The organism is Micromonospora ferruginea (genome assembly GCF_013694245.2).
Taxonomy (GTDB): Bacteria; Actinomycetota; Actinomycetes; order Mycobacteriales; family Micromonosporaceae; genus Micromonospora; species Micromonospora robiginosa.
The window spans coordinates 6,602,052-6,619,617 of record NZ_CP059322.2 but is presented as its reverse complement, the minus strand read 5'-3'; the positions used below and the strand labels follow the sequence as shown (position 1 = coordinate 6,619,617).

The window sequence follows — 17,566 nt, the reverse complement described above, 5'->3', positions numbered from 1 at the left end:
CTTCCTTAAAGTTCAGGGGCCCGGGATACCTAGTACCGACCGGTCCGATGGCGTCGAATCAGGGCTGCTAAAGACGCTGGTCAGCGCTTCGCGAGCGCGTTGCGGGTCTCGTTGAGGCGGCGCAGGACGGTGCCGTCGTACAGGTCGGAGCCGACCCGCACGCGCACTCCGCCGAGCACGTCGGGGTCGACCGTCTGCTTGACGGACACCTCCCGACCGTACATCTCGGTGAGGCGGGCACCGAGGCGTCGCTCCTCCTCGTCGGTCAGCGGAGCCGCCACGGTCACGTACGCGACCTGACGGTCCCGCCGGTCCGCGGCCAGCTCGACCAGCCGGGTGAGCGCTCCGACGAAGGAGCGTCCCCCGAAGCCGGCGAGCGCGGCCTCGACGAGTCGGACGGTGACCGGCCGGGCCTTGCCGTCGAGGAGCTGGCCGGTGAGGCCGGCCCGCCGCTCGGCCGGGGCCATCGGGTCGGAGAGCGCGTTGGACAGCTCGGTGGAGCCGGAGACGACCTGCCCGAAGCGGAACAGCTCGTCCTCGACCTCGCCCAGCTCGCCGGCCGAGTCGGCGCTCGCCAGGAGCGCCTCCACGCCGAGCCGCTCGACGCCGTCGAGCAGTTCCGACGGGGTCGACCAGCGGCCCGAGACCAGCGCGGCGAGCAGGTCGAGCGCGTCCGCGCCGACCTTGCCGCTCAGGATCCCGGTGAGCAGCGCGCCCCGGTCCTCGCCGGAGCGGGCCGGGTCGGAGAGCGCCCGGCGCAGCCGCGGCTCGCGCCGCAGCAGGGCGGCGACGGAGAGGATGTCGTCGGCGGTGGTGGCCACCGCCGACGGCTCCGCGCCGCGGACGTACGCGTCGAGGCGCTCGACCCCGGCGGCGTACGACTCCCGGCTGGCGGCCTGCATCAGCGGGCCCCCGTGCTCTCGAGACCGTTCAGGAACCGGTCCACGGTGCCCTTGCGACGCGCCTCGTCGGCGAGCGACTCACCGACGATCTTGCTGGCCAGGTCCACCGCGATGGTGCCCATCTCGGTGCGCAGCTCGCGCACGATGGTGGCCCGCTCGGCCTGGAGCTGCTCCTTGCCGGCGGCGATGACCCGGTCGGACTCCTCGCGCGCCTTGGCGAGGATGTCCTGGCGGATGCCCTCGGCGTCGGCCCGCGCGTCGTCGCGGATCTTGGCGGCGTCGGTGCGCGCCTCGGCGAGCTGCGCGCGGTACTGCTCGAGCAGCTGGTTCGCCTCGGCCTGCGCGGCCTCGGCGCGCTTGATGCCACCCTCGATCGCGTCGACCCGGGCCTGGAACGTCTGCTCCATGCGCGGGAAGACGAACTTCATCAGCACGAAGCAGAGCACGATGAAGGCGATCCCACCGACCACGATCTCCTGCCAGACAGGGATGATCGGGTTGTGGGTCGTCTCACCACCCTCAGCGGCGAGGAAGAACATGGGAAAACCTCCCGGTCAGAGGGGCTGGATCAGACGTTGCCGGCCCAGATGAAGCCGAACGCGATGCCCAGCAGCGCCAGGGCCTCGATGACGGCGAAGCCGATCCAGACGTAGGGCAGGGTCATCCGGGACGACTCCGGCTGGCGGGCGGTCGACTGGATGTAGGCCGAGAAGACCAGGCCAACGCCGATGCCCGGGCCGATGGCCGCGAGACCGTAGCCGATGGCGGCGGTGCTGCCCTCTACCGCGGCGTAGATGTCCATTGGTTGGTTCCTCCTGGTTATCACGCGTGACTCTCACGCGGGACGACAACGGTTGGTGCGGAAGATCGGATCAGTGCTCGTCGGCGAGTGCGCCCTGCACGTAGCTGGCGGTCAGCACCGTGAAGACGTACGCCTGCAGACAGATCACCAGGAACTCGAGGAAGGTCAGCGCGATGGTCATCACCCAGGACAGCACCGACACCGGCGCCAGCCAGACGTTGGCGCTGAGCATGGCGAACCCGCCGAGCGTGAAGACCAGCAGGAGCATGTGGCCGGCGAACATGTTCGCGAAGAGACGGACGGCCAGCGAGAACGGCCGGACGATGAAGGTCGAGAAGAGCTCGATCGGGATCAGCAGCGGCAGGATGTACCAGGGCGCCGGCGGAACCAGAGAGTTCTTGAAGTACTTCACGAAGCCGTGGTGCCGGATGCCGACGTAGTTGAACATCACGTAGCTGATCACGGCGAGGAAGGCCGGGAACGCGATGTGCGAGTTCGGCGAGATCTGGAAGAACGGCAGGATCGCGAAGAAGTTCGTCAGCAGGATGAAGCAGAAGAGCGTGGTGAAGTAGGGAGCGAACCGCACCCCCGCGTGCCCGATCATGTCCACCGCGATGTTGTTCCGCACGAAGCCGTAGATGGACTCGGCGAACCACTGCTTCTTGGTGGGGACCAGCTGCGGCTTGCGGTAGCTGACCAGGAAGAAAATGATCAAGATACCGACGGCGACCCACACCATCGCCGTGATCTTGGTGAACCAGTACGAGTTCTCCGCACCCCAGGGCAGGATGCTGGGCAGGTAGAAGTCCCCCACGCTCGGTGGGAATTCCGCCTGGCCCTGAGCCAGGACGTTCGCCTGTCCGAACACCGCGTCCCTTCCTAAGTAGGCGTGCCCAGCCGGCGGACGACCAGGATGATCCCCCCGGCCATGCCGAGCACGACCCCGATGCCGGTGGCGACGCCGCCGGTATCGAGCCAACGGTCGACCAACCAGCCGATGAAACCCCAGACGAGCATGCCCCCGATGAGGTATGAGAGCGCGGTCCAACCCTGACCGGCACCGGACGGAACGTCGCCCGGGCCGCCAGTGTTGGGGGGTTTCTGGTCACCGGCCATGACGGGGCGAACGATATCAGTCGAGCAGAAGAGGTTGTGCCTCACCCCCCGCACAACCTGGTTGTGTGGGACACGGGCGGGCGAAGTCGTCTGGAGGCACCGTACTCCTCCCCCGCCACTGAGAGAATGACCGATCGCGGACACTCCGGCGCGTCGCCCGAAGGGTGGGACGCGTCAGCCGCGCACCCGTCGCGCGTGGACGGTCGCCAGCCACCAGATGTGCACGCCGGTCCAGACCACGACGCCCGCCGCGACACCCAGGCAGAACGGGATCAGCCCCGGCCACCCGGTCGAGGCGACCAGCACCATCACCCCGCCGAGCGCGGTCATCTTGGCGACGTAGAGGCCCAGCCCGAACGGCAGCACGAGCTGCGGATCCCGGGCGTCGGCCCAGGCCAGCACCACCGTGGTCAGCGTGTAGCTGGCCGCCGTGACGGCCACCCCGGCCGCCGCGCCGAGCGCGCCGTCCGCGCCACGCCACACCCCGCCGGCCACCGCCGCCAGCGCGGCCAGCACCGCCACCGCGGCCAGCAGCACCGGCAGGTGACGCAGTCGCCAGCCGCGGTCCGCGACCGCCTCCGCCGCGCGCGCCCCCGACTCAGCCACGGGGGTACGCCGGGAACGTGCTGACCAGCTCGGTCACGTCGGCGGCCACCCGGGCCAGGTCGTCGGCGCCGCCGGGCGACTCCGGATCGGTGCGTACCGCCCGGCAGATCAACGCCGCGATCCGCCGCATCTCGCCCTCGCGCATGCCCTGGGTGGTGACGCTCGGCGTGCCCACCCGGATGCCGGAGGCGACCATCGGCGGCTGCGGGTCGTACGGAATCGCGTTCTTGTTCAGCGTGATCCCGGCGGCGTCGCAGCGGGCCTCGGCCTGCGCGCCGGTCACGCCGGTCTCCCGCAGGTCGAGCAGGGCCAGGTGGGTGTCGGTGCCGCCGGAGACCGGCCGCAGGCCCTCGGCGGTCAGCCCGTCGGCGAGCGCCCGGGCGTTGGCGACCACCTGGGCCGCGTACGTGCGGAACTCGGGCTGCGCGGCCTCGCGCAGCGCGACCGCCTTGGCGGCGACCGCGTGCATCAGCGGGCCGCCCTGGGTGAACGGGAAGACCGCCTTGTCGATCCGGGCGGCCAGCGACTCCCGGCACAGGATCATGCCGCCGCGCGGCCCGCGCAGCACCTTGTGCGTGGTCGCGGTGACCACGTCGGCGTGCGGCACCGGGGACGGGATCGCGCCGCCGGCCACCAGCCCGACGAAGTGCGCGGCGTCCACCATCAGGTACGCGCCGACCTCGTCGGCGATCTCCCGGAACCGGGCGAAGTCGATCAACCGGGGGTACGCGGTCGCGCCGCAGATGATCAGCTTCGGCCGGTGCGCCCGGGCCAGGTCACGGACCTCGTCGTAGTCGATCGTCTCGGTGTCCGGCCGCACGGTGTAGCCGACCGGGTGGAACCACCTGCCGGAGAAGTTCACCCGGCTGCCGTGGGTCAGGTGCCCGCCGTGCGGCAGGTCCATCGCCAGCACCGTGTCGCCGGGCTGCACCAGCGCCGCGTACGCGGCCAGGTTGGCGCTCGCCCCGGAGTGCGGCTGGAGGTTGGCGTGCTCGGCGCCGAACAACTCCTTCGCCCGGGCGACGCCCAGCTCCTCGGCCCGGTCCACCTCGGCGCAGCCGCCGTAGTAGCGACGGCCCGGATAGCCCTCGGCGTACTTGTTGGTGAGCGTGGAACCCAACGCGGCCAGCACCGCCGGCGAGGTGAGGTTCTCGCTGGCGATCAGTTGCAGGCCGCCGCGCAGCCGTTCCAGCTCCCCCAGCACCACCCCGGCGATCTCCGGGTCGACGGTGCTGAGCTGCTCGAAGTCCGGCCCCCAGAAGGTGTCCCTCGCGTTCTCCACAGCGAAGGAGTCTACGGAGCCGCACACTGGAGCCCGTGAGATGCCTCGTCACCGGTGCCACCGGCTACATCGGCGGGCGCCTCGCGCCCCGGCTCCTGACCGAGGGGCACACGGTGCGCTGCCTGGCCCGCAAGGCCGGGCGGCTGCGCGACGTGCCCTGGGCCGCCGAGGCCGAGATCGTCGAGGGCGACCTGCGCCGGCCGGAGACGTTGCCGGCCGCGTTCGAGGGCGTGGACGTCGCCTACTACCTGGTCCACTCGCTGGGCCAGCGCGGCTTCGAGGCGGCCGACCGGGAGGCCGCGACGAACTTCGCCGAGGCGGCCCGCGCCGCGGGCGTACGCCGGATCGTCTACCTGGGTGGGCCGGAGCCGGCGGAACGGAACGGCCTGCCCTCGGCGCACCTGCGCTCGCGCGCGGAGGTGGCCCGGATCCTGCTCGACAGCGGCGTGCCGACCGCGGTGCTGCGGGCGGCGGTGATCATCGGGTCCGGCTCGGCCTCGTTCGAGATGCTGCGCTACCTGACCGAGCGGCTGCCGGCGATGGTCACCCCGCGCTGGGTGCGCAACCGGATCCAGCCGATCGCGGTCCGCGACGTGCTGCGCTACCTGGCCGGCTGCGCGCACCTGCCCGCGGAGGTGAACCGCGGCTTCGACATCGCCGGCCCGGACGTGCTGACGTTCGCGCAGATGATGCAGCGCTACGCCCGGGTGGCCGGGCTACGGCCGCGGATCATCCTGCCGGTGCGCCCGCTCACCCCGGGGCTCTCCTCGCACTGGGTCGGCCTGATCACCCCGGTGCCGAACGCGATCGCCCGGCCGCTGGTGGAGAGCCTGATCCACGAGGCGGTGGCACACGAGCACGACATCGCCCGGTACGTGCCCGACCCGCCGGAGGGACTGACCGGCTTCGACCAGGCGGTCGGGCTGGCGCTGACCAAGGTGCGCGACGCGCAGGTCGAGACGCGCTGGTCGAACGCCAGCGGGCCGGACGCGCCGGCCGAGCCGCTGCCGTCGGACCCGGACTGGTCCGGCGGCACCGCCTACACCGACGTGCGGGAGCAGGCCGTCGGTGCGCCGCCGGCCGCGTTGTGGCGGGTCATCGAGGGCGTCGGCGGCGAGCACGGCTGGTATTCGTTCCCGCTGGCCTGGTCGGTGCGCGGCTGGCTGGACCGGCTGGTCGGCGGCGTGGGGCTGCGCCGGGGCCGGCGCGACCCGCACCGGCTCCAGGTCGGCGAGGCGCTGGACTTCTGGCGGGTCGAGGAGATCGTGCCGGGCGAGCTGCTGCGGCTGCGCGCCGAGATGCGGGTGCCCGGCCGGGCCTGGCTGGAGATGCGCGCCGAGCCGGCCGGGGCCGGCCACAGCCGCTACGTGCAGCGCGCCGTCTTCCTCCCGCACGGGCTCCCCGGCCACCTCTACTGGGCCTCGGTCGCCCCGTTCCACGCGGTCGTCTTCGGCGGCATGGCCCGCAACATCGCCCGCGGCGCCGAACACCCGACGGGGTAAGGCGGGGCCCCTTCCTATCGCCTGGGCGATAGGAAGGGGCCCCGCCAATCAGCTCAGTTGCCGGTGCGCGGGCTGGTGTGCTGGAAGGCGACCGCCTCGCCGGGCGGGACGAAGTCGCGTACCGGCTGATCGCGCAGCGCCCAGGCGAGGATCCGCCCGACGGCCGGGATCTGCCGCTTCTGCACGCCCCCGCCGACCGCGTCGCGGGGGTCGTCCGGGTTCGCCGCGATGGTCGCCACGGCGAGCTGCGGGGTGAACGCCACCACCGTCTCCGTGGCGTTCCGCTCCGAGCTGCCGGTCTTGCCGCCCAGCGGCCGGCGCAGGCCGGGGGCCAGTTCCTCGGCCGTGCCGCCGGCGCAGCGCCGGTACATCGTCTGGTCGCCCACCGGGCAGCGGCTGGCGTCGGCCGCCGCGCGGGCCACCTCGGTGTCGAGCACCTGCCGGCAGTCGGTGTCACCGGCGGCCACCCGCCGGCCGGTCGCGTCCGTGATCGAGGTGACCGGGGTGGGCCGGCACCAGGTGCCCTCGGCGGCCACCGTGGCGTACGCGTTGGCCAGGTCCAGCGGCGTGGTGGCGGAGACCCCGAGGGTGAACGGCCCCCAGCTCGCCGCCCCGTCGTGGGCCATCTTCGCGTCCTGCGGGGCGCGGAACACGATGCCCAGCCGCTCGGCCATCTCGACCACCCGGTCCGCGCCGACCCGCTCGGTCAGCCAGGCGAAGTAGGTGTTCACCGAGCGGCCGAACGCGTCCCACATGTCCCGGTCGCCGTCCATCCAGTAGGTGTTGGCGTTCGCCGGGCACCACCGGCCGCCGCAACTGGCCGGACCGCCGTCGATCGGGTACTTGGTGACGTAGACCCGGGGCGCGTCGAACTCGGTGTCCAGCGGCATCCCGGCCTCCAACGCGGCCAGCAGGGCGAACAGCTTGAACGTCGAGCCGGCCTGGTAGCCGGTGATGCCGCCGCCCCCGGCCACGAGCTGGTTCACCGTGTTCGGGTAGTTCTGCTGCCCGGCCGGGTTCCCGCCGACCCCGTACGCGCGGTTCACGGCCATCGCGAGCACCCGCCCGGTGCCGGGCTGCACCACGGCGGTCGGCGCGGCCCGCGGGATCGTCTCCGGGTAGATCGTCCGCACCTGCTCGCTCGCCTTGGCCTGCACGTCCGGGTCCAGTGAGGAGACGATCGACCAGCCGCCGCGGCGCAGCGTGCGCTGCCGCTCGTCGACGGTCTGGCCGAACGCCGGCTGGGCGTTCCACCACTGGGTGAACCAGTCGCAGAAGAAGCCCCAGTCGTTGTGGCCGGCGGGCACCGCGGCGCAGTCGTTCGGGGTGGCGCTGGGCTTCAGGTTCAACGGCGTGGCCTTCGCCGCCGCCGCGTCCGCCGCGCTCACCCGGCCGGTCTCCGCCATCCGGTCCAGCACGTACGCGCGACGGTCCAGCGCCGCGCCGGAGTCGCCGTTGATCGGGTCGTCGTGGTCCGGCGCCCGCACCAGCCCGGCGAGCATGGCCGCCTGGCCGAGCGTGAGCCGGTCCGGGGTGGTGGAGAAGTAGCGCTTGCTGGCGGCGGCGATGCCGTACGCGCCGGCGCCGAAGTAGGCGATGTTCAGGTAGCGCCCGAGGATCTCGTCCTTGCCGATCCGCCGTTCCAGCGTCAGCGCGTACCGCATCTCGCGGATCTTGCGGCCGGCGGTGATCTCGGTGGCGGCGGCCCGTTGCTGCTCGGTCAGCCGGGGGTCGCCGGCCAGCGCGTTGCGCACGTACTGCATGGTCAGCGTGGAGGCGCCCTGCCGGGTGCCCTCCTTGCGGTTGGCGGTCAGCGCCCGCACCACGCCGCGCACGTCGACGCCGTGGTGCTCGTAGAAGCGCGCGTCCTCGGCGGCCACGATCGCGTCGCGCATCACCGGCGCGACCTCGCCGACCGGCACGTCCACCCGGTCCTCGACGTAGAACGAGGTGACCAGGGTGCGGCCGTCGTTGGCGTACAGGTTCGAGCGCTGCGCCGGCTGCGGCGCCTTCAGCGCCTCCGGCAGCTCGGTGTACGGCATCAGGTTCTTCACGCCCAGCCCGAAGACCAGCGCGGCCGGCAGCGCGGCGGCGGCCAGGGCCAGCCCGGCGAGCACGCCGGCGAGCAGAACGGTGAACAGCTTGTCGAGATGGGCGCGGTTCATCAGCTCTCCCCGCAGGAGCCGGCCGTACGGACCCGTCAAGAATGACCGGATTCGCCCCTTTAGCCGACAGCTTCGGGGAAATGCGCAGGAAGTTCGCGAGAAAGGATGAACGTCAGGGCAGCAGCACGGCGGCCAGCGGCTGGACCGTCTCCTCGATCTCGTCGGCCACCCGGCCGAAGCACTGGTCGCCCCGGCCCCACGGGTCGTCCAGGTCGTCCGTGGGCAGCGCGGAGGCGCCCTGCCGGGCCGCCTCGGCGGCCGCCACCAGCGCGACGCCGCGGGCGTGCACCGCCTCCGGCGTCGGCTCCCCCGGCGGCAGCGCGGACCGGTCCAGCGCGCCGAGCAGCCGCCCGAACTCCCCCAGCACGAACGTGCGCCCGGCGGCGTCCGGCCGCAACGCCACCACGTACTCCTGCTGGTCGGCGGTGGCGGTGAGCACCAGGTCGGCGGCGTCGATCAGGTCCGAGCGCAGCCGACGCGCGGCGAACCCGGTCACCTCGCCCCCGCGCGCGGTGACCTGCCGCGCCGCCGGCGGGTTCATCTCCTCACCGGCGTGCCACCCGCCGGTGCCGGCGCTGTGGCTGTGCACCAGCGCGTCCGAGCCGGCCGGGTCGACGTCGAGGCGGGCCAGCCGCTCCCGGACGGCGAGCAGCAGCAGCCGCTCGGCCATCGGCGACCGGCAGATGTTTCCCATGCAGACGTGCAGGACGGTGAACGGCGGCACTCAGAACCCCCGCTCGTCGAGGATGCCCGGCGCCACCTCGCGCAGCTTCGCCAACGTCACCGCGCCCTGCCGCAGCACCCGCGGCACCTCACCGGTCACGTCGACGATGGTGCTCGGCACCGGGTCCACCGCCGGCCCGGCCTCCAGGTAGGCCCGGACGCCGTAGCCGAGCTGGTCGCGGGCCTCCTCGGCGGTCAGCGCGGCCGGCTGGCCGATCTTGTTGGCCGAGGCCACCGCCATCGGCCCGGTCTCCCGCAGCACCTCCAGCGCGACCGGGTGCAACGGCATCCGCACCGCCACCGTGCCGCTGGTGTCGCCCAGGTCCCAGGCCAGGCTCGGCGAGTGCTCCACCACGATGGTCAGCGCGCCCGGCCAGAACGCCTCGACCAGGTCGCGGGCCGCCTGCGGCAGCGAGAAGACCAGGCCGTCGAGCGTGTGCCGGGAGCCGATCAGCACCGGGGGCGCCTGCCGGGCGCCACCCTTGGTGTCGGCGAGGGCCTTCACCGCGTACGGGGTGAAGGCGTCCGCCCCGATGCCGTAGACCGTGTCGGTCGGCAGGACGACGAGTTCGCCGTTCTTGACGGCCTCGATGGCAGCGGCGATGCCGCGGTCCCGGTCGGCGGGCGACCGACAGTCGTAGAGCATCACGAGGAGTCAGTCTGCCACGCCGGGGCGGGGTCGGCGGAACGGCCGTCCGCCCGCCGGGACGCGCTCGCCCACCGGGGCCGCCCGGTCAGGTCCCGGTGCTCCTCGACCCGCTCGTAGCGGCCGTCGGCGGAGAACACCGCCGGCACCGCGCCGGCGTGCGTGTCGTCGTGCTCGACGCCGATCACCCCGCCCGGCCGCAGCAGCGTCGCGGCCCGCGCCACCACCGGCCGGATCACGTCCAGCCCGTCCGCGCCGCCGAACACCGCCTCGTCGGGGTCGTGACCGGCCACCTCCGGCGGCACGGTCACCGACCGGGGCACGTACGGCGGGTTGCAGAGCAGCACGTCGACCCGGCCGGCCAGCTCGGCCAGCAGCTCCGGGCCGGTGACGTCGGCGACGACCACCTCGACCGGCCGGTCCCCCGCGTCGGCCCGCGCGGCGGCGTTGCGGCGCAGCCAGGCCAGTGCGGCCGGGGACCGTTCCACCGCCACCACCCGGGCCGCCGGCACCTCCTGGGCGACCGCGAGCGCGATCGCGCCGGAGCCGCTGCACAGGTCGACCACGAGCGGCGCGGCGAGCCGGCGGGCCACGTCGATCCCCCAGCCGGCCAGCAGCTCGGTCTCCGGCCTCGGCACGAACACCCCGGGACCGACCGCCAGTTCCAGGTGCCGGAAGCCGGCCGTGCCGGTCAGGTGCTGCAACGGCTCCCGGGCCACCCGCCGGCCGACCAGCGCGTCGAGGCGGTCGCGCTGCGCCGGGGTGAACCCGTCGGCCAGCGCCAGCCGGCCGCGCGGCACCTGGAGCACGTACGCCGCCAGTTGCTCGGCCTCCGCCCGGGGCGACTCGACACCGGCGGAGGCCAGCGCCCGGGCCGTGCGGGCGACCACCACCGAGGCACGTTCGCGTTCTGTCCCTTCGGACGGGTGTTGCGGGAGTGTGCTCACGCAATAATCATGAAGCGTCGCGGGTCGCCACACGAGCGGGTGCGTCCGGGCGCACACGGCAGGGAGGTCGCGAGTGGGCTGGCTCGACCAGGTCGAGGACCAGGTTGACGCCCTTCGGAGCGCGCGCGCGTTGCAGGAGGCCAGCCGCTCCGCGGAGGCGTGTGTCCTGCTGGAGCGCGTGATCCGCACCACCGCCGACCCCTACGCCCGGGCCGACGCGCTGGTGCAGCGCCTGTCCGCGCTGATCAATCTCGGTCGAACCGCCGAGTTCACCCGGGCCGTCGAGGACGCCTCCGCCGCCGTGCGCGACCTGGCCGAGCCCTATCTGCACGGGCACCTCAACGCGCTGGCCGCGCTCGCCGCCCACCACCAGGGCGCGCTCGACAGGTGCGTCATGCACCTGGTCCGCGCCGCCCGCGCGCTGGGCGCCGACGACACCCCGGACCGGGACACCGCCTGGGGCTGGCACGACCTGGCGATGGCCTACTCCTACCTCAGCTTCCACGGCCACGCGCTCGGCGCGATCGAGCGGGCCCGCGAGGTGGGGCTGAGCGCCGGCATCCCCGAGGAGACGTTCGCCGCGCCGGGCATCCGGCTGCGCAACGCGGTGGCGCTGGACCACAACGGCGACAGCGACGGCTGCCTGCGGGTGCTGCGGGACGTGGCCGGCGACCTGGCCCGGTTCCTGCGCGGCGGGCGGGCCGGCAACATCCGGCCCAGCAGCCTGGCCGCCTATGGGTACGCTGCCGCCCGGCGGGCCGCGCTCGGCGACCGGGTGGAGTCGGCCGGGGACGCCGACCCGAACCGGCTGCTCGGCCACGGCGGGGACAGCGCCCGCGCCCGCGACCTGCGCCAGCTCGGCCAGGTCTGCCTGGCGGTCGCCGCCGGACGGCCGATCGAGGCGGTCACCCGGCTGGACGCGATCCGGGTCTCCGACGAGACGCTGGGCGCGGCCGAGGCGCCCCGGCTGCGCAGCATCGCACTCGCCCGGGCCGGCGACCATGCCGGCGCGCACCGCGCGGACCGGCACGCGTTCCGGCTCGCCGCGCGGCGCAGCGACCGGCTGCGCGACGTCTACATCGACGGCATCGCCGCCCGGATCGACCACGAGGAGATGCGCCGCGAGGCCGCCCGGTACGAGGGCGAGGCGCTCACCGACCCGCTCACCGGGCTGCCCAACCGGCGCCGGCTGGAGCGCTACCTCGGCGCGGTGGTGTCGCGGGGCGAGCGGGTGGTGATCGGCGTCTGCGACCTGGACGGCTTCAAGGCGGTCAACACCCGCCACGGGCACCACTCCGGCGACCTGGTGCTGCAACGGGTGGCCGGCGTGATCAACCGGGTGATGCGGCGGGGCGACTTCGTGGCCCGCTACGGCGGCGACGAGTTCGTGGTGGTGCTGCCCGACACCGGCATGTCGGAGGCGGTCGAGGTGGCCCGGCGGATCGAGGCGGCCGTGCGCACCGAGGACTGGGAGTCGCTGGTGCCGGGCACCCCGGTCGGGGTGACCATCGGCTTCGCCGAGGTCGACGGCAGCACCACGATCAGCGTCCGGGAGGCGCTCGGCGCCGCGTTCGAGCTGGCCGACCGGGAGATGCTGCGCGCGAAGGACCGCCTCCGCGCGAGCTGAGGTGTAAGGCGGGGCCCCCGCTTAACGCTTTTGGTAGAGGCGGGGCCCCCGCTTAACACCCCAGCGGTCAGCGGCGGAACAGCTCGGTCCCGCCGGCCAGCCGCGCTGCCCGGTCCGCCTCGGCCAGCGCGTCGAGCACCCCGTCCAGCTCGCCGGCGAGCGCCAGGTCGAGGTTGTACGCGGTGTAGCCGATCCGGTGGTCGGTGATCCGGTTCTGCGGGAAGTTGTAGGTGCGGATCCGCTCCGACCGGTCCACGGTGCGGACCTGCGCCTTGCGGGCGTCCGAGGCGGCCGCGTCGGCCTGCTCCTGGGCCGCGGCGAGCAGCCGGGCACGCAGGATCCGCATCGCCTGCTCGCGGTTCTGGAGCTGCGACTTCTCGTTCTGGCAGGACACCACGATGCCGGTCGGCACGTGGGTGATCCGGACCGCCGAGTCGGTGGTGTTGACCGACTGGCCGCCGGGCCCGGACGAGCGGAACACGTCGATCCGCAGCTCGTTCGGGTCGATGGTGACGTCCACGTCCTCCGCCTCGGGCAGCACCAGCACGCCGGCCGCGCTGGTGTGGATCCGGCCCTGCGACTCGGTCACCGGCACGCGCTGCACCCGGTGCACGCCGCCCTCCCACTTGAGCCGGGACCAGACCCCGTTGCCGCCGTCGGGCACGCCCTTGGTCTTGATCGCCAGGGAGACGTCCTTCACCCCGCCGAGGTCGGAGTCCTGGGCGTCGATGACCTCGGTGGTCCAGCCCCGCCGCTCGGCGTACCGGGTGTACATGCGCAGCAGGTCGCCGGCGAACAGGGCCGACTCCTCGCCGCCCTCGCCGGCCTTGATCTCGACGATCACGTCCTTGGCGTCGTGCGGGTCACGCGGGATGAGCAGCTCGGCGAGCCGCTCCTCCAGCCCCGGCAGGGTGGCCGCGAGAGTGTCCGCCTCGGCGGCGAACGAGGCGTCCTCGGCGGCCAGCTCGCGGGCGGCGACCAGGTCGGCGCGGGCCTGCTCCAACTCGCCGGCCGCCTTGTGCAGCGGGACCAGTTCGGCGTACCGCCGGCCGACCCGCCGGGCGGTGCCCTGGTCGGCGTGGATGGCCGGGTCGGCCAGCCGCTTCTCCAGCTCGGCGTACTCGTCGAGGAGGGCGGCCAGGCGCTCACTGCTCATGCTGCGGGGGCTCCTTCGGATGAAACCGGCGGAAACGGACGAACGCCCGCGTCCGGCACGGAGCCGGACACGGGCGTCGTCGAGGGAGCTACTTGGCCTTCTTGGCCTGAACCTTGGCGTACTTCTGCTGGAACTTCGCGACCCGACCGGCGGTGTCCAGCACGCGCTGCTTACCGGTGTAGAACGGGTGGCAGGCGCTGCAGGTCTCGACGCTGATGGCGCCGCCCTTGGCGGTGCTGCGGGTCGTGAACGTGTTGCCGCAGGAGCAACGGACCTCGGTGGTCGTGTACTCCGGGTGGATGTTGGGCTTCATGTCGCCTCGGTCCTTTCGTGGGTGGTCGCCGGGTCGCCCTCGGTGCGTCCCGTCATCGCGACGGGCTCGGGCGTGAACCGGAACCGGTGGCCGATTGACCAGTGTGCCATGGGCGTCGGCCGGCCGGCACAGCAGGTCCGCCAGCCGTAACACCCCCCCCCCCTGACATTCCCACCCTCCGCCCCACCACTCCCGCCACCTCTGTCGATCATGAAGTTGACCGCGAGTCCTGTCCGTTTTGTCGCCGCCAACTTCATGATCGACGAGGCCCGGGCGGGGGCTCCTCCCCCAGGTCGAGGAGCCCCCGCCGGGACCTCACGCGGCGGGGCGCGCCTGCGCCGCCGCGGTGGTGGTCACCGTCGCCTCGGCGCGCACGCCGTTGACGGTGACCGTGAGCAGGATCCGACCGCCCGGGCGCAGCGCGGTGAGGCGGCCGGTCGCCGGATCGAACCGGGCCACGTGCCAGGGCCGCACCCCGGACGAGTCGCCGATGTGCAGGTTCGGGGAGCCGGCCCAGTCGGCGCTGACCGGCGCGGCCACCGGCACCTGCCGGCCGCCGGGCTGGGTGAGCGTGGCCGTCACGTCCGCCGGGGCGCCGAGGCGCACCTCCGACGGCGCGCTCAACGCCAGCCGGTCGACGTGCGCGTGGATCTCCGCGCTGATCCACTCCGGCCCCTCCGCCAGCGGGTCCCGGCGGGCCCGGTCCGCCTCCTGCGGCGTCACGGGGTCGACCCCGAACTCGGTCCAACCGGTGAACCCGCCGAGGCCGGCCGGCGTGGACGGGTCCTTGCCCGCGTTGCCGTTGACCACGTACGGCACGCCGTCCACCCGGTCGGCGTGGAACGTGCCCACGTGCCCGTTGACCATCAGCGCGCCCTTGCCGGTGCGGTGCTGGAAGTCGGCCAGCCACTGCTCGACCAGGGCGGCCTCCTTCCGGTCGCCGAGCTGGCTGGCCTTGGCCGGGCTCGGGTCGCGCGGCGGGTGGTGGAACAACACCGTGACCGAGCCCACCGACCGGTCGGCGGCCGCCTCGTCCAGCGTCCGGCGCAGCAGCTCCACCTGGTCGAACCCGCCCCCACGCAGCGAACCGGTGGCCGTGGACAGGGTGACGAAGCGGGTGCCCCGGTGGTCGAACACGCGGGACGTGTCCCCGAAGACGCTCCGGAAGTTGTCGATCGGCGCGCCCATGATCTCGTGGTTGCCCGGCACGTAGTAGTACGGCACCTGGCCGCCCAGCTCCTCGTCCAGGATCCGCTTGGCCAGCGCGAAGTCGGCCGGATAGGCGGTGTCCACGAAGTCGCCGTCGATGACCAGGAAGTCCGGCCGGGCGGCGCGGACCTCGCGCAGCGTACGGCGGGCCTGGGCGACCAGCTCGCTGTCCGGGTCGGCGGCGACGAACTGGGCATCGGAGAGCACCGCGAAGCGCCAGGGCGCGCCGTCCACGGTGCCGTCACGCAGCACCACCCGGTCGGTGCGGTTCGGCTCCGGCGGGGCCTGCACGTCCGGCGGCACCCGGGCCACCAGGTCGTCGATGATCACCTCGCTGCGGTACTGCTTGGCCGGGTCGGTCTCGGCGACGTAGAACCGGCGCACCCGCACCGGGTACTGCACACCCGGCGGGACGGCGAACTCGACGTACTTCCAGCCGGTCCAGTCCAGGTAGGGGCCGCGCAGCACGAACTGGGTGTCCTGCGCGTCGTGCAGGTGCAGGCTCGGCCACTCGCCGGTGCCGTTGGCCTTGATCCACATGCCGAACGCCTGCGGCTGGCCGGGCACGTCGATCCAGGCCGGCGGGTCGGCGTACGCGGCCCGGGTGCCGGTGGACTGGTCGAAGTCGTACGACATCCGCAGGCCGGTGCCGGTGTGCCCGTCGGCCGGGGCGACCGCGCCGGCGGCCCGGGCCTGGCTGAACTTCCAGGACGCGGCGTCGTCGAAGCCGGCCACCGGCACGTCGGTCAGCCCGACGGTCACCGGCAGCACCGTGGTACGCGTGCCGACCCGTGCGGTGACCAGCGCGGACCCGGTGTCGCCGAGCGCCTTGACGGCCAGGTTGCCGTCGGCGGTGGGGGTGACCGAGAGCAGGTCGTGGTCGTACTCTAGCCGCAGGTCGGCCGGCTCGATCGGCGCGGTGTTCCCCTCGGCGTCGTAGCCGACCACGCCGAACAGGCCGGTGGCGCCGGCGCGGTCGAGGCCGACCCGGTCGACGGTGGCGTCGACCCGCTCCAGCGGGCCGAGCACGGTCAGGTCGAGCGTGCCCCGGGCCCGTCCCCGGGCGGCGGTGACGGTGCTCGGGCCGGGGCTGCCGGCCCGGAACACGCCGTCGGCGTCCACCCGGCCGTGCGTGGCCCGCCAGCGCGGCTCGCCCGCCGCCGGCCCGTACGTCTCGTCATAGCCGGCGGCGGTGAGCCGGCGGGTCAGGCCCGGGAAGACCCGGTCCGGCCGGCCGCCGCGCACCGGGGCGACACCCGGCGCGGCGGTCGGGTCGCTGGCGGTCTCCAGCCAGTAGCCGGTGAGCCGGCCGCTGCCCTTCGGCGCGAAGATTGCCAGCCCGTTCGGCACCGGCCGCTCGCTGCCGTCGGAGGGGCTGTTCTCCACCTGGACCGCCGCCGCGCCCGGCTCGCGGGCGAGCAGGGTGGACGAGCCGCCGCCGTCGAGGTTGAGCGCGTTCGCCGCGCCCAGCTCGGCCATCATCCGACCCATCTCGGTCTGGGTGACGCCCCGGCTGTCGACCTGCCGGCCGTCCACCGTCAGCATGATCATCTTGCGACCGTCGGCGGAGAACCCCACCGAGGTACGCGGGGCCAGCGACTGGTCGGCGATGCTCTGCACCACCCCGTCGCGGACCAGCACGTTGCCGCCGCCGACCGCCGCGCGCAGGTCGCCGCCGTCGGAGGCGCGCGGACGCCAGGACACGTCCACCGCGTCGCCGGGACGCAGCGCGGCGAGCGCGTCCGCGCCGGCCTCGCGGCCGAGCAGCACGGTGCTGCCGGCCGGGATCGGCCCCTCCCCCGCGCTGGTGGCCACCGCGGCCACCCGGCCACCGGTCAGGGTCACCTCGACCACCCGGGCGGCGCCGTCCACCGCCCGCTGCCGGGTGTACGTCCCCCAGAGCGGGGTGAAGACGCCGACGCCGTCGCGCTGCACCATGTTGTTGAACTGGGTCAGCGGCACCGGCCCGGCGGGCAGCGCCGCGGTGCCCTCGAAGCCGACCTGGACCACCCGGCCGATGCCCTGGGCGCTGATCCCGACCGCGTTGGGGTGCCCGGCGACCGGCGACTGGACCAGCTCGCCGGAGCGGATGCCGACGCCCTGCGCCGCGCCGGAGTTGTTGATGTCGAAGAAGTCGCCGTTGACCGCCGCCACCGCGCGGGACCGGTCCACCGCGGCGCGCAGCGGCTCGTCCCGGGTGACCGCGCCGGAGTTGACGTAGTCGACGCCCAGCCCGCCGGACAGGTCGGCGGTGAGCGCGTCGGCGCGCAACCAGCCGGCCGCGTCGTACCTGTCGAAGGAGGTCAGGTCCAGGCCGGGCGCGACCGGACGGGTGGTATTCGCGGTCTCCAGGCCGTCGGCGGGCTCGACGCCGGCCAGCGCGACCGAGGGGTCGGGGCGGGAGGACGCCGCCGGCGCGTCCTCGGCCGGGGTCGCCGGGACCGGCCTCGCGGAGGCCGGCCCGGCGGCGGCGGGGGCCACCGGAGCGGTGAGGGTGAGCAGCGGCGTCAGCAGCAGGACGCCGGCGAGTCGGGCGGATCGCATGGACGACAGTCAACCCGACGGTGAAC

The 17,566-nt window shown here is 73.9% G+C and carries 16 protein-coding genes; 2 read left to right on the top strand and 14 right to left on the bottom strand.

From position 1 onward, the window contains the following. Positions 1-80: 80 nt before the first annotated feature. The 7 genes from H1D33_RS29875 to H1D33_RS29845 form a co-directional block, all read right to left on the bottom strand. Positions 81-902 carry a F0F1 ATP synthase subunit delta gene (locus H1D33_RS29875; protein WP_181570032.1) on the bottom strand — a complete coding sequence of 274 codons (822 nt, stop codon included), beginning with the start codon at positions 900-902 and terminating at the stop codon, positions 81-83. Further along, a complete protein-coding gene (locus tag H1D33_RS29870) occupies positions 902-1,441 on the bottom strand; it encodes a F0F1 ATP synthase subunit B (protein WP_181570033.1) in 540 nt (179 codons plus the stop codon). Before H1D33_RS29870 ends, H1D33_RS29875 begins: the two co-directional genes overlap by 1 nt. Before the next feature lie 29 nt (positions 1,442-1,470). Beyond that, complete coding sequence (locus H1D33_RS29865) at positions 1,471-1,704, bottom strand: ATP synthase F0 subunit C (protein ID WP_181570034.1); 234 nt, start codon at positions 1,702-1,704, stop codon at positions 1,471-1,473. Positions 1,705-1,774: 70 nt separating this feature from the next. Further along, on the bottom strand, positions 1,775-2,572 hold the full coding sequence (gene atpB, locus H1D33_RS29860; RefSeq protein WP_181570035.1) for a F0F1 ATP synthase subunit A: 798 nt from the start codon (positions 2,570-2,572) through the stop codon (positions 1,775-1,777). An 11-nt stretch (positions 2,573-2,583) separates the two neighbouring features. Next, positions 2,584-2,820: an AtpZ/AtpI family protein gene (locus H1D33_RS29855; RefSeq protein WP_181570036.1), complete on the bottom strand. Its 237-nt coding sequence runs from the start codon at positions 2,818-2,820 to the stop codon at positions 2,584-2,586. Between the two features lie 174 nt (positions 2,821-2,994). Further along, a complete protein-coding gene (locus tag H1D33_RS29850; protein ID WP_181570037.1) occupies positions 2,995-3,426 on the bottom strand; it encodes a hypothetical protein in 432 nt (143 codons plus the stop codon). Next, complete coding sequence (locus tag H1D33_RS29845; protein WP_181570038.1) at positions 3,419-4,708, bottom strand: serine hydroxymethyltransferase; 1,290 nt, start codon at positions 4,706-4,708, stop codon at positions 3,419-3,421. The genes H1D33_RS29850 and H1D33_RS29845 overlap by 8 nt, the downstream gene beginning before the upstream one ends. A 35-nt stretch (positions 4,709-4,743) precedes the next feature. On the opposite strand from H1D33_RS29845, the gene H1D33_RS29840 reads away from it, so the two are divergent. After that, entirely contained in the window at positions 4,744-6,210 is a 1,467-nt protein-coding gene (locus H1D33_RS29840) for an SDR family oxidoreductase (protein WP_181570039.1), read from the top strand. A gap of 53 nt (positions 6,211-6,263) precedes the next feature. Here H1D33_RS29840 and H1D33_RS29835 read toward each other — a convergent pair whose 3' ends face one another. From H1D33_RS29835 to prmC, 4 genes are all read right to left on the bottom strand, one after another. After that, entirely contained in the window at positions 6,264-8,375 is a 2,112-nt protein-coding gene (locus H1D33_RS29835; protein ID WP_181570040.1) for a transglycosylase domain-containing protein, read from the bottom strand. Positions 8,376-8,487: 112 nt separating this feature from the next. After that, entirely contained in the window at positions 8,488-9,099 is a 612-nt protein-coding gene (locus tag H1D33_RS29830; protein WP_181570041.1) for an arsenate reductase/protein-tyrosine-phosphatase family protein, read from the bottom strand. After that, entirely contained in the window at positions 9,100-9,744 is a 645-nt protein-coding gene (locus tag H1D33_RS29825) for an L-threonylcarbamoyladenylate synthase (protein ID WP_181572536.1), read from the bottom strand. Then, positions 9,744-10,634 (bottom strand): peptide chain release factor N(5)-glutamine methyltransferase, encoded by an 891-nt coding sequence (gene prmC / locus H1D33_RS29820; protein WP_181572535.1) that lies wholly within the window; start codon positions 10,632-10,634, stop codon positions 9,744-9,746. Before prmC ends, H1D33_RS29825 begins: the two co-directional genes overlap by 1 nt. Before the next feature lie 130 nt (positions 10,635-10,764). Between prmC and H1D33_RS29815 the strand changes: the two genes are divergently transcribed. Then, positions 10,765-12,318, top strand: a complete 1,554-nt coding sequence (locus tag H1D33_RS29815; RefSeq protein ID WP_181570042.1) for a GGDEF domain-containing protein — start codon at positions 10,765-10,767, stop codon at positions 12,316-12,318. 67 nt (positions 12,319-12,385) lie between these two features. Here H1D33_RS29815 and prfA read toward each other — a convergent pair whose 3' ends face one another. The 3 genes from prfA to H1D33_RS29800 all read right to left on the bottom strand — a co-directional run bounded on the left by prfA (position 12,386) and on the right by H1D33_RS29800 (position 17,540). Continuing rightward, positions 12,386-13,474, bottom strand: a complete 1,089-nt coding sequence (gene prfA / locus H1D33_RS29810) for a peptide chain release factor 1 (protein WP_181570043.1) — start codon at positions 13,472-13,474, stop codon at positions 12,386-12,388. 88 nt (positions 13,475-13,562) lie between these two features. Further along, on the bottom strand, positions 13,563-13,787 hold the full coding sequence (rpmE, locus tag H1D33_RS29805; RefSeq protein WP_181570044.1) for a 50S ribosomal protein L31: 225 nt from the start codon (positions 13,785-13,787) through the stop codon (positions 13,563-13,565). Between the two features lie 315 nt (positions 13,788-14,102). Next, positions 14,103-17,540: a phosphodiester glycosidase family protein gene (locus H1D33_RS29800; RefSeq protein ID WP_181570045.1), complete on the bottom strand. Its 3,438-nt coding sequence runs from the start codon at positions 17,538-17,540 to the stop codon at positions 14,103-14,105. Positions 17,541-17,566 lie beyond the last annotated feature (26 nt).

Bases quoted from the DNA above. Each gene is read 5' to 3' on its own strand.
- rpmE (WP_181570044.1), bottom strand. From the start codon at position 13,787: ATGAAGCCCAACATCCACCCGGAGTACACGACCACCGAGGTCCGTTGC.
- H1D33_RS29875 (WP_181570032.1), bottom strand. From the start codon at position 902: ATGCAGGCCGCCAGCCGGGAGTCGTACGCCGCCGGGGTCGAGCGCCTC.
- H1D33_RS29870 (WP_181570033.1), bottom strand. From the start codon at position 1,441: ATGTTCTTCCTCGCCGCTGAGGGTGGTGAGACGACCCACAACCCGATC.
- H1D33_RS29800 (WP_181570045.1), bottom strand. From the start codon at position 17,540: ATGCGATCCGCCCGACTCGCCGGCGTCCTGCTGCTGACGCCGCTGCTC.
- H1D33_RS29825 (WP_181572536.1), bottom strand. From the start codon at position 9,744: ATGCTCTACGACTGTCGGTCGCCCGCCGACCGGGACCGCGGCATCGCC.
- prfA (WP_181570043.1), bottom strand. From the start codon at position 13,474: ATGAGCAGTGAGCGCCTGGCCGCCCTCCTCGACGAGTACGCCGAGCTG.
- H1D33_RS29835 (WP_181570040.1), bottom strand. From the start codon at position 8,375: ATGAACCGCGCCCATCTCGACAAGCTGTTCACCGTTCTGCTCGCCGGC.
- H1D33_RS29865 (WP_181570034.1), bottom strand. From the start codon at position 1,704: ATGGACATCTACGCCGCGGTAGAGGGCAGCACCGCCGCCATCGGCTAC.
- H1D33_RS29855 (WP_181570036.1), bottom strand. From the start codon at position 2,820: ATGGCCGGTGACCAGAAACCCCCCAACACTGGCGGCCCGGGCGACGTT.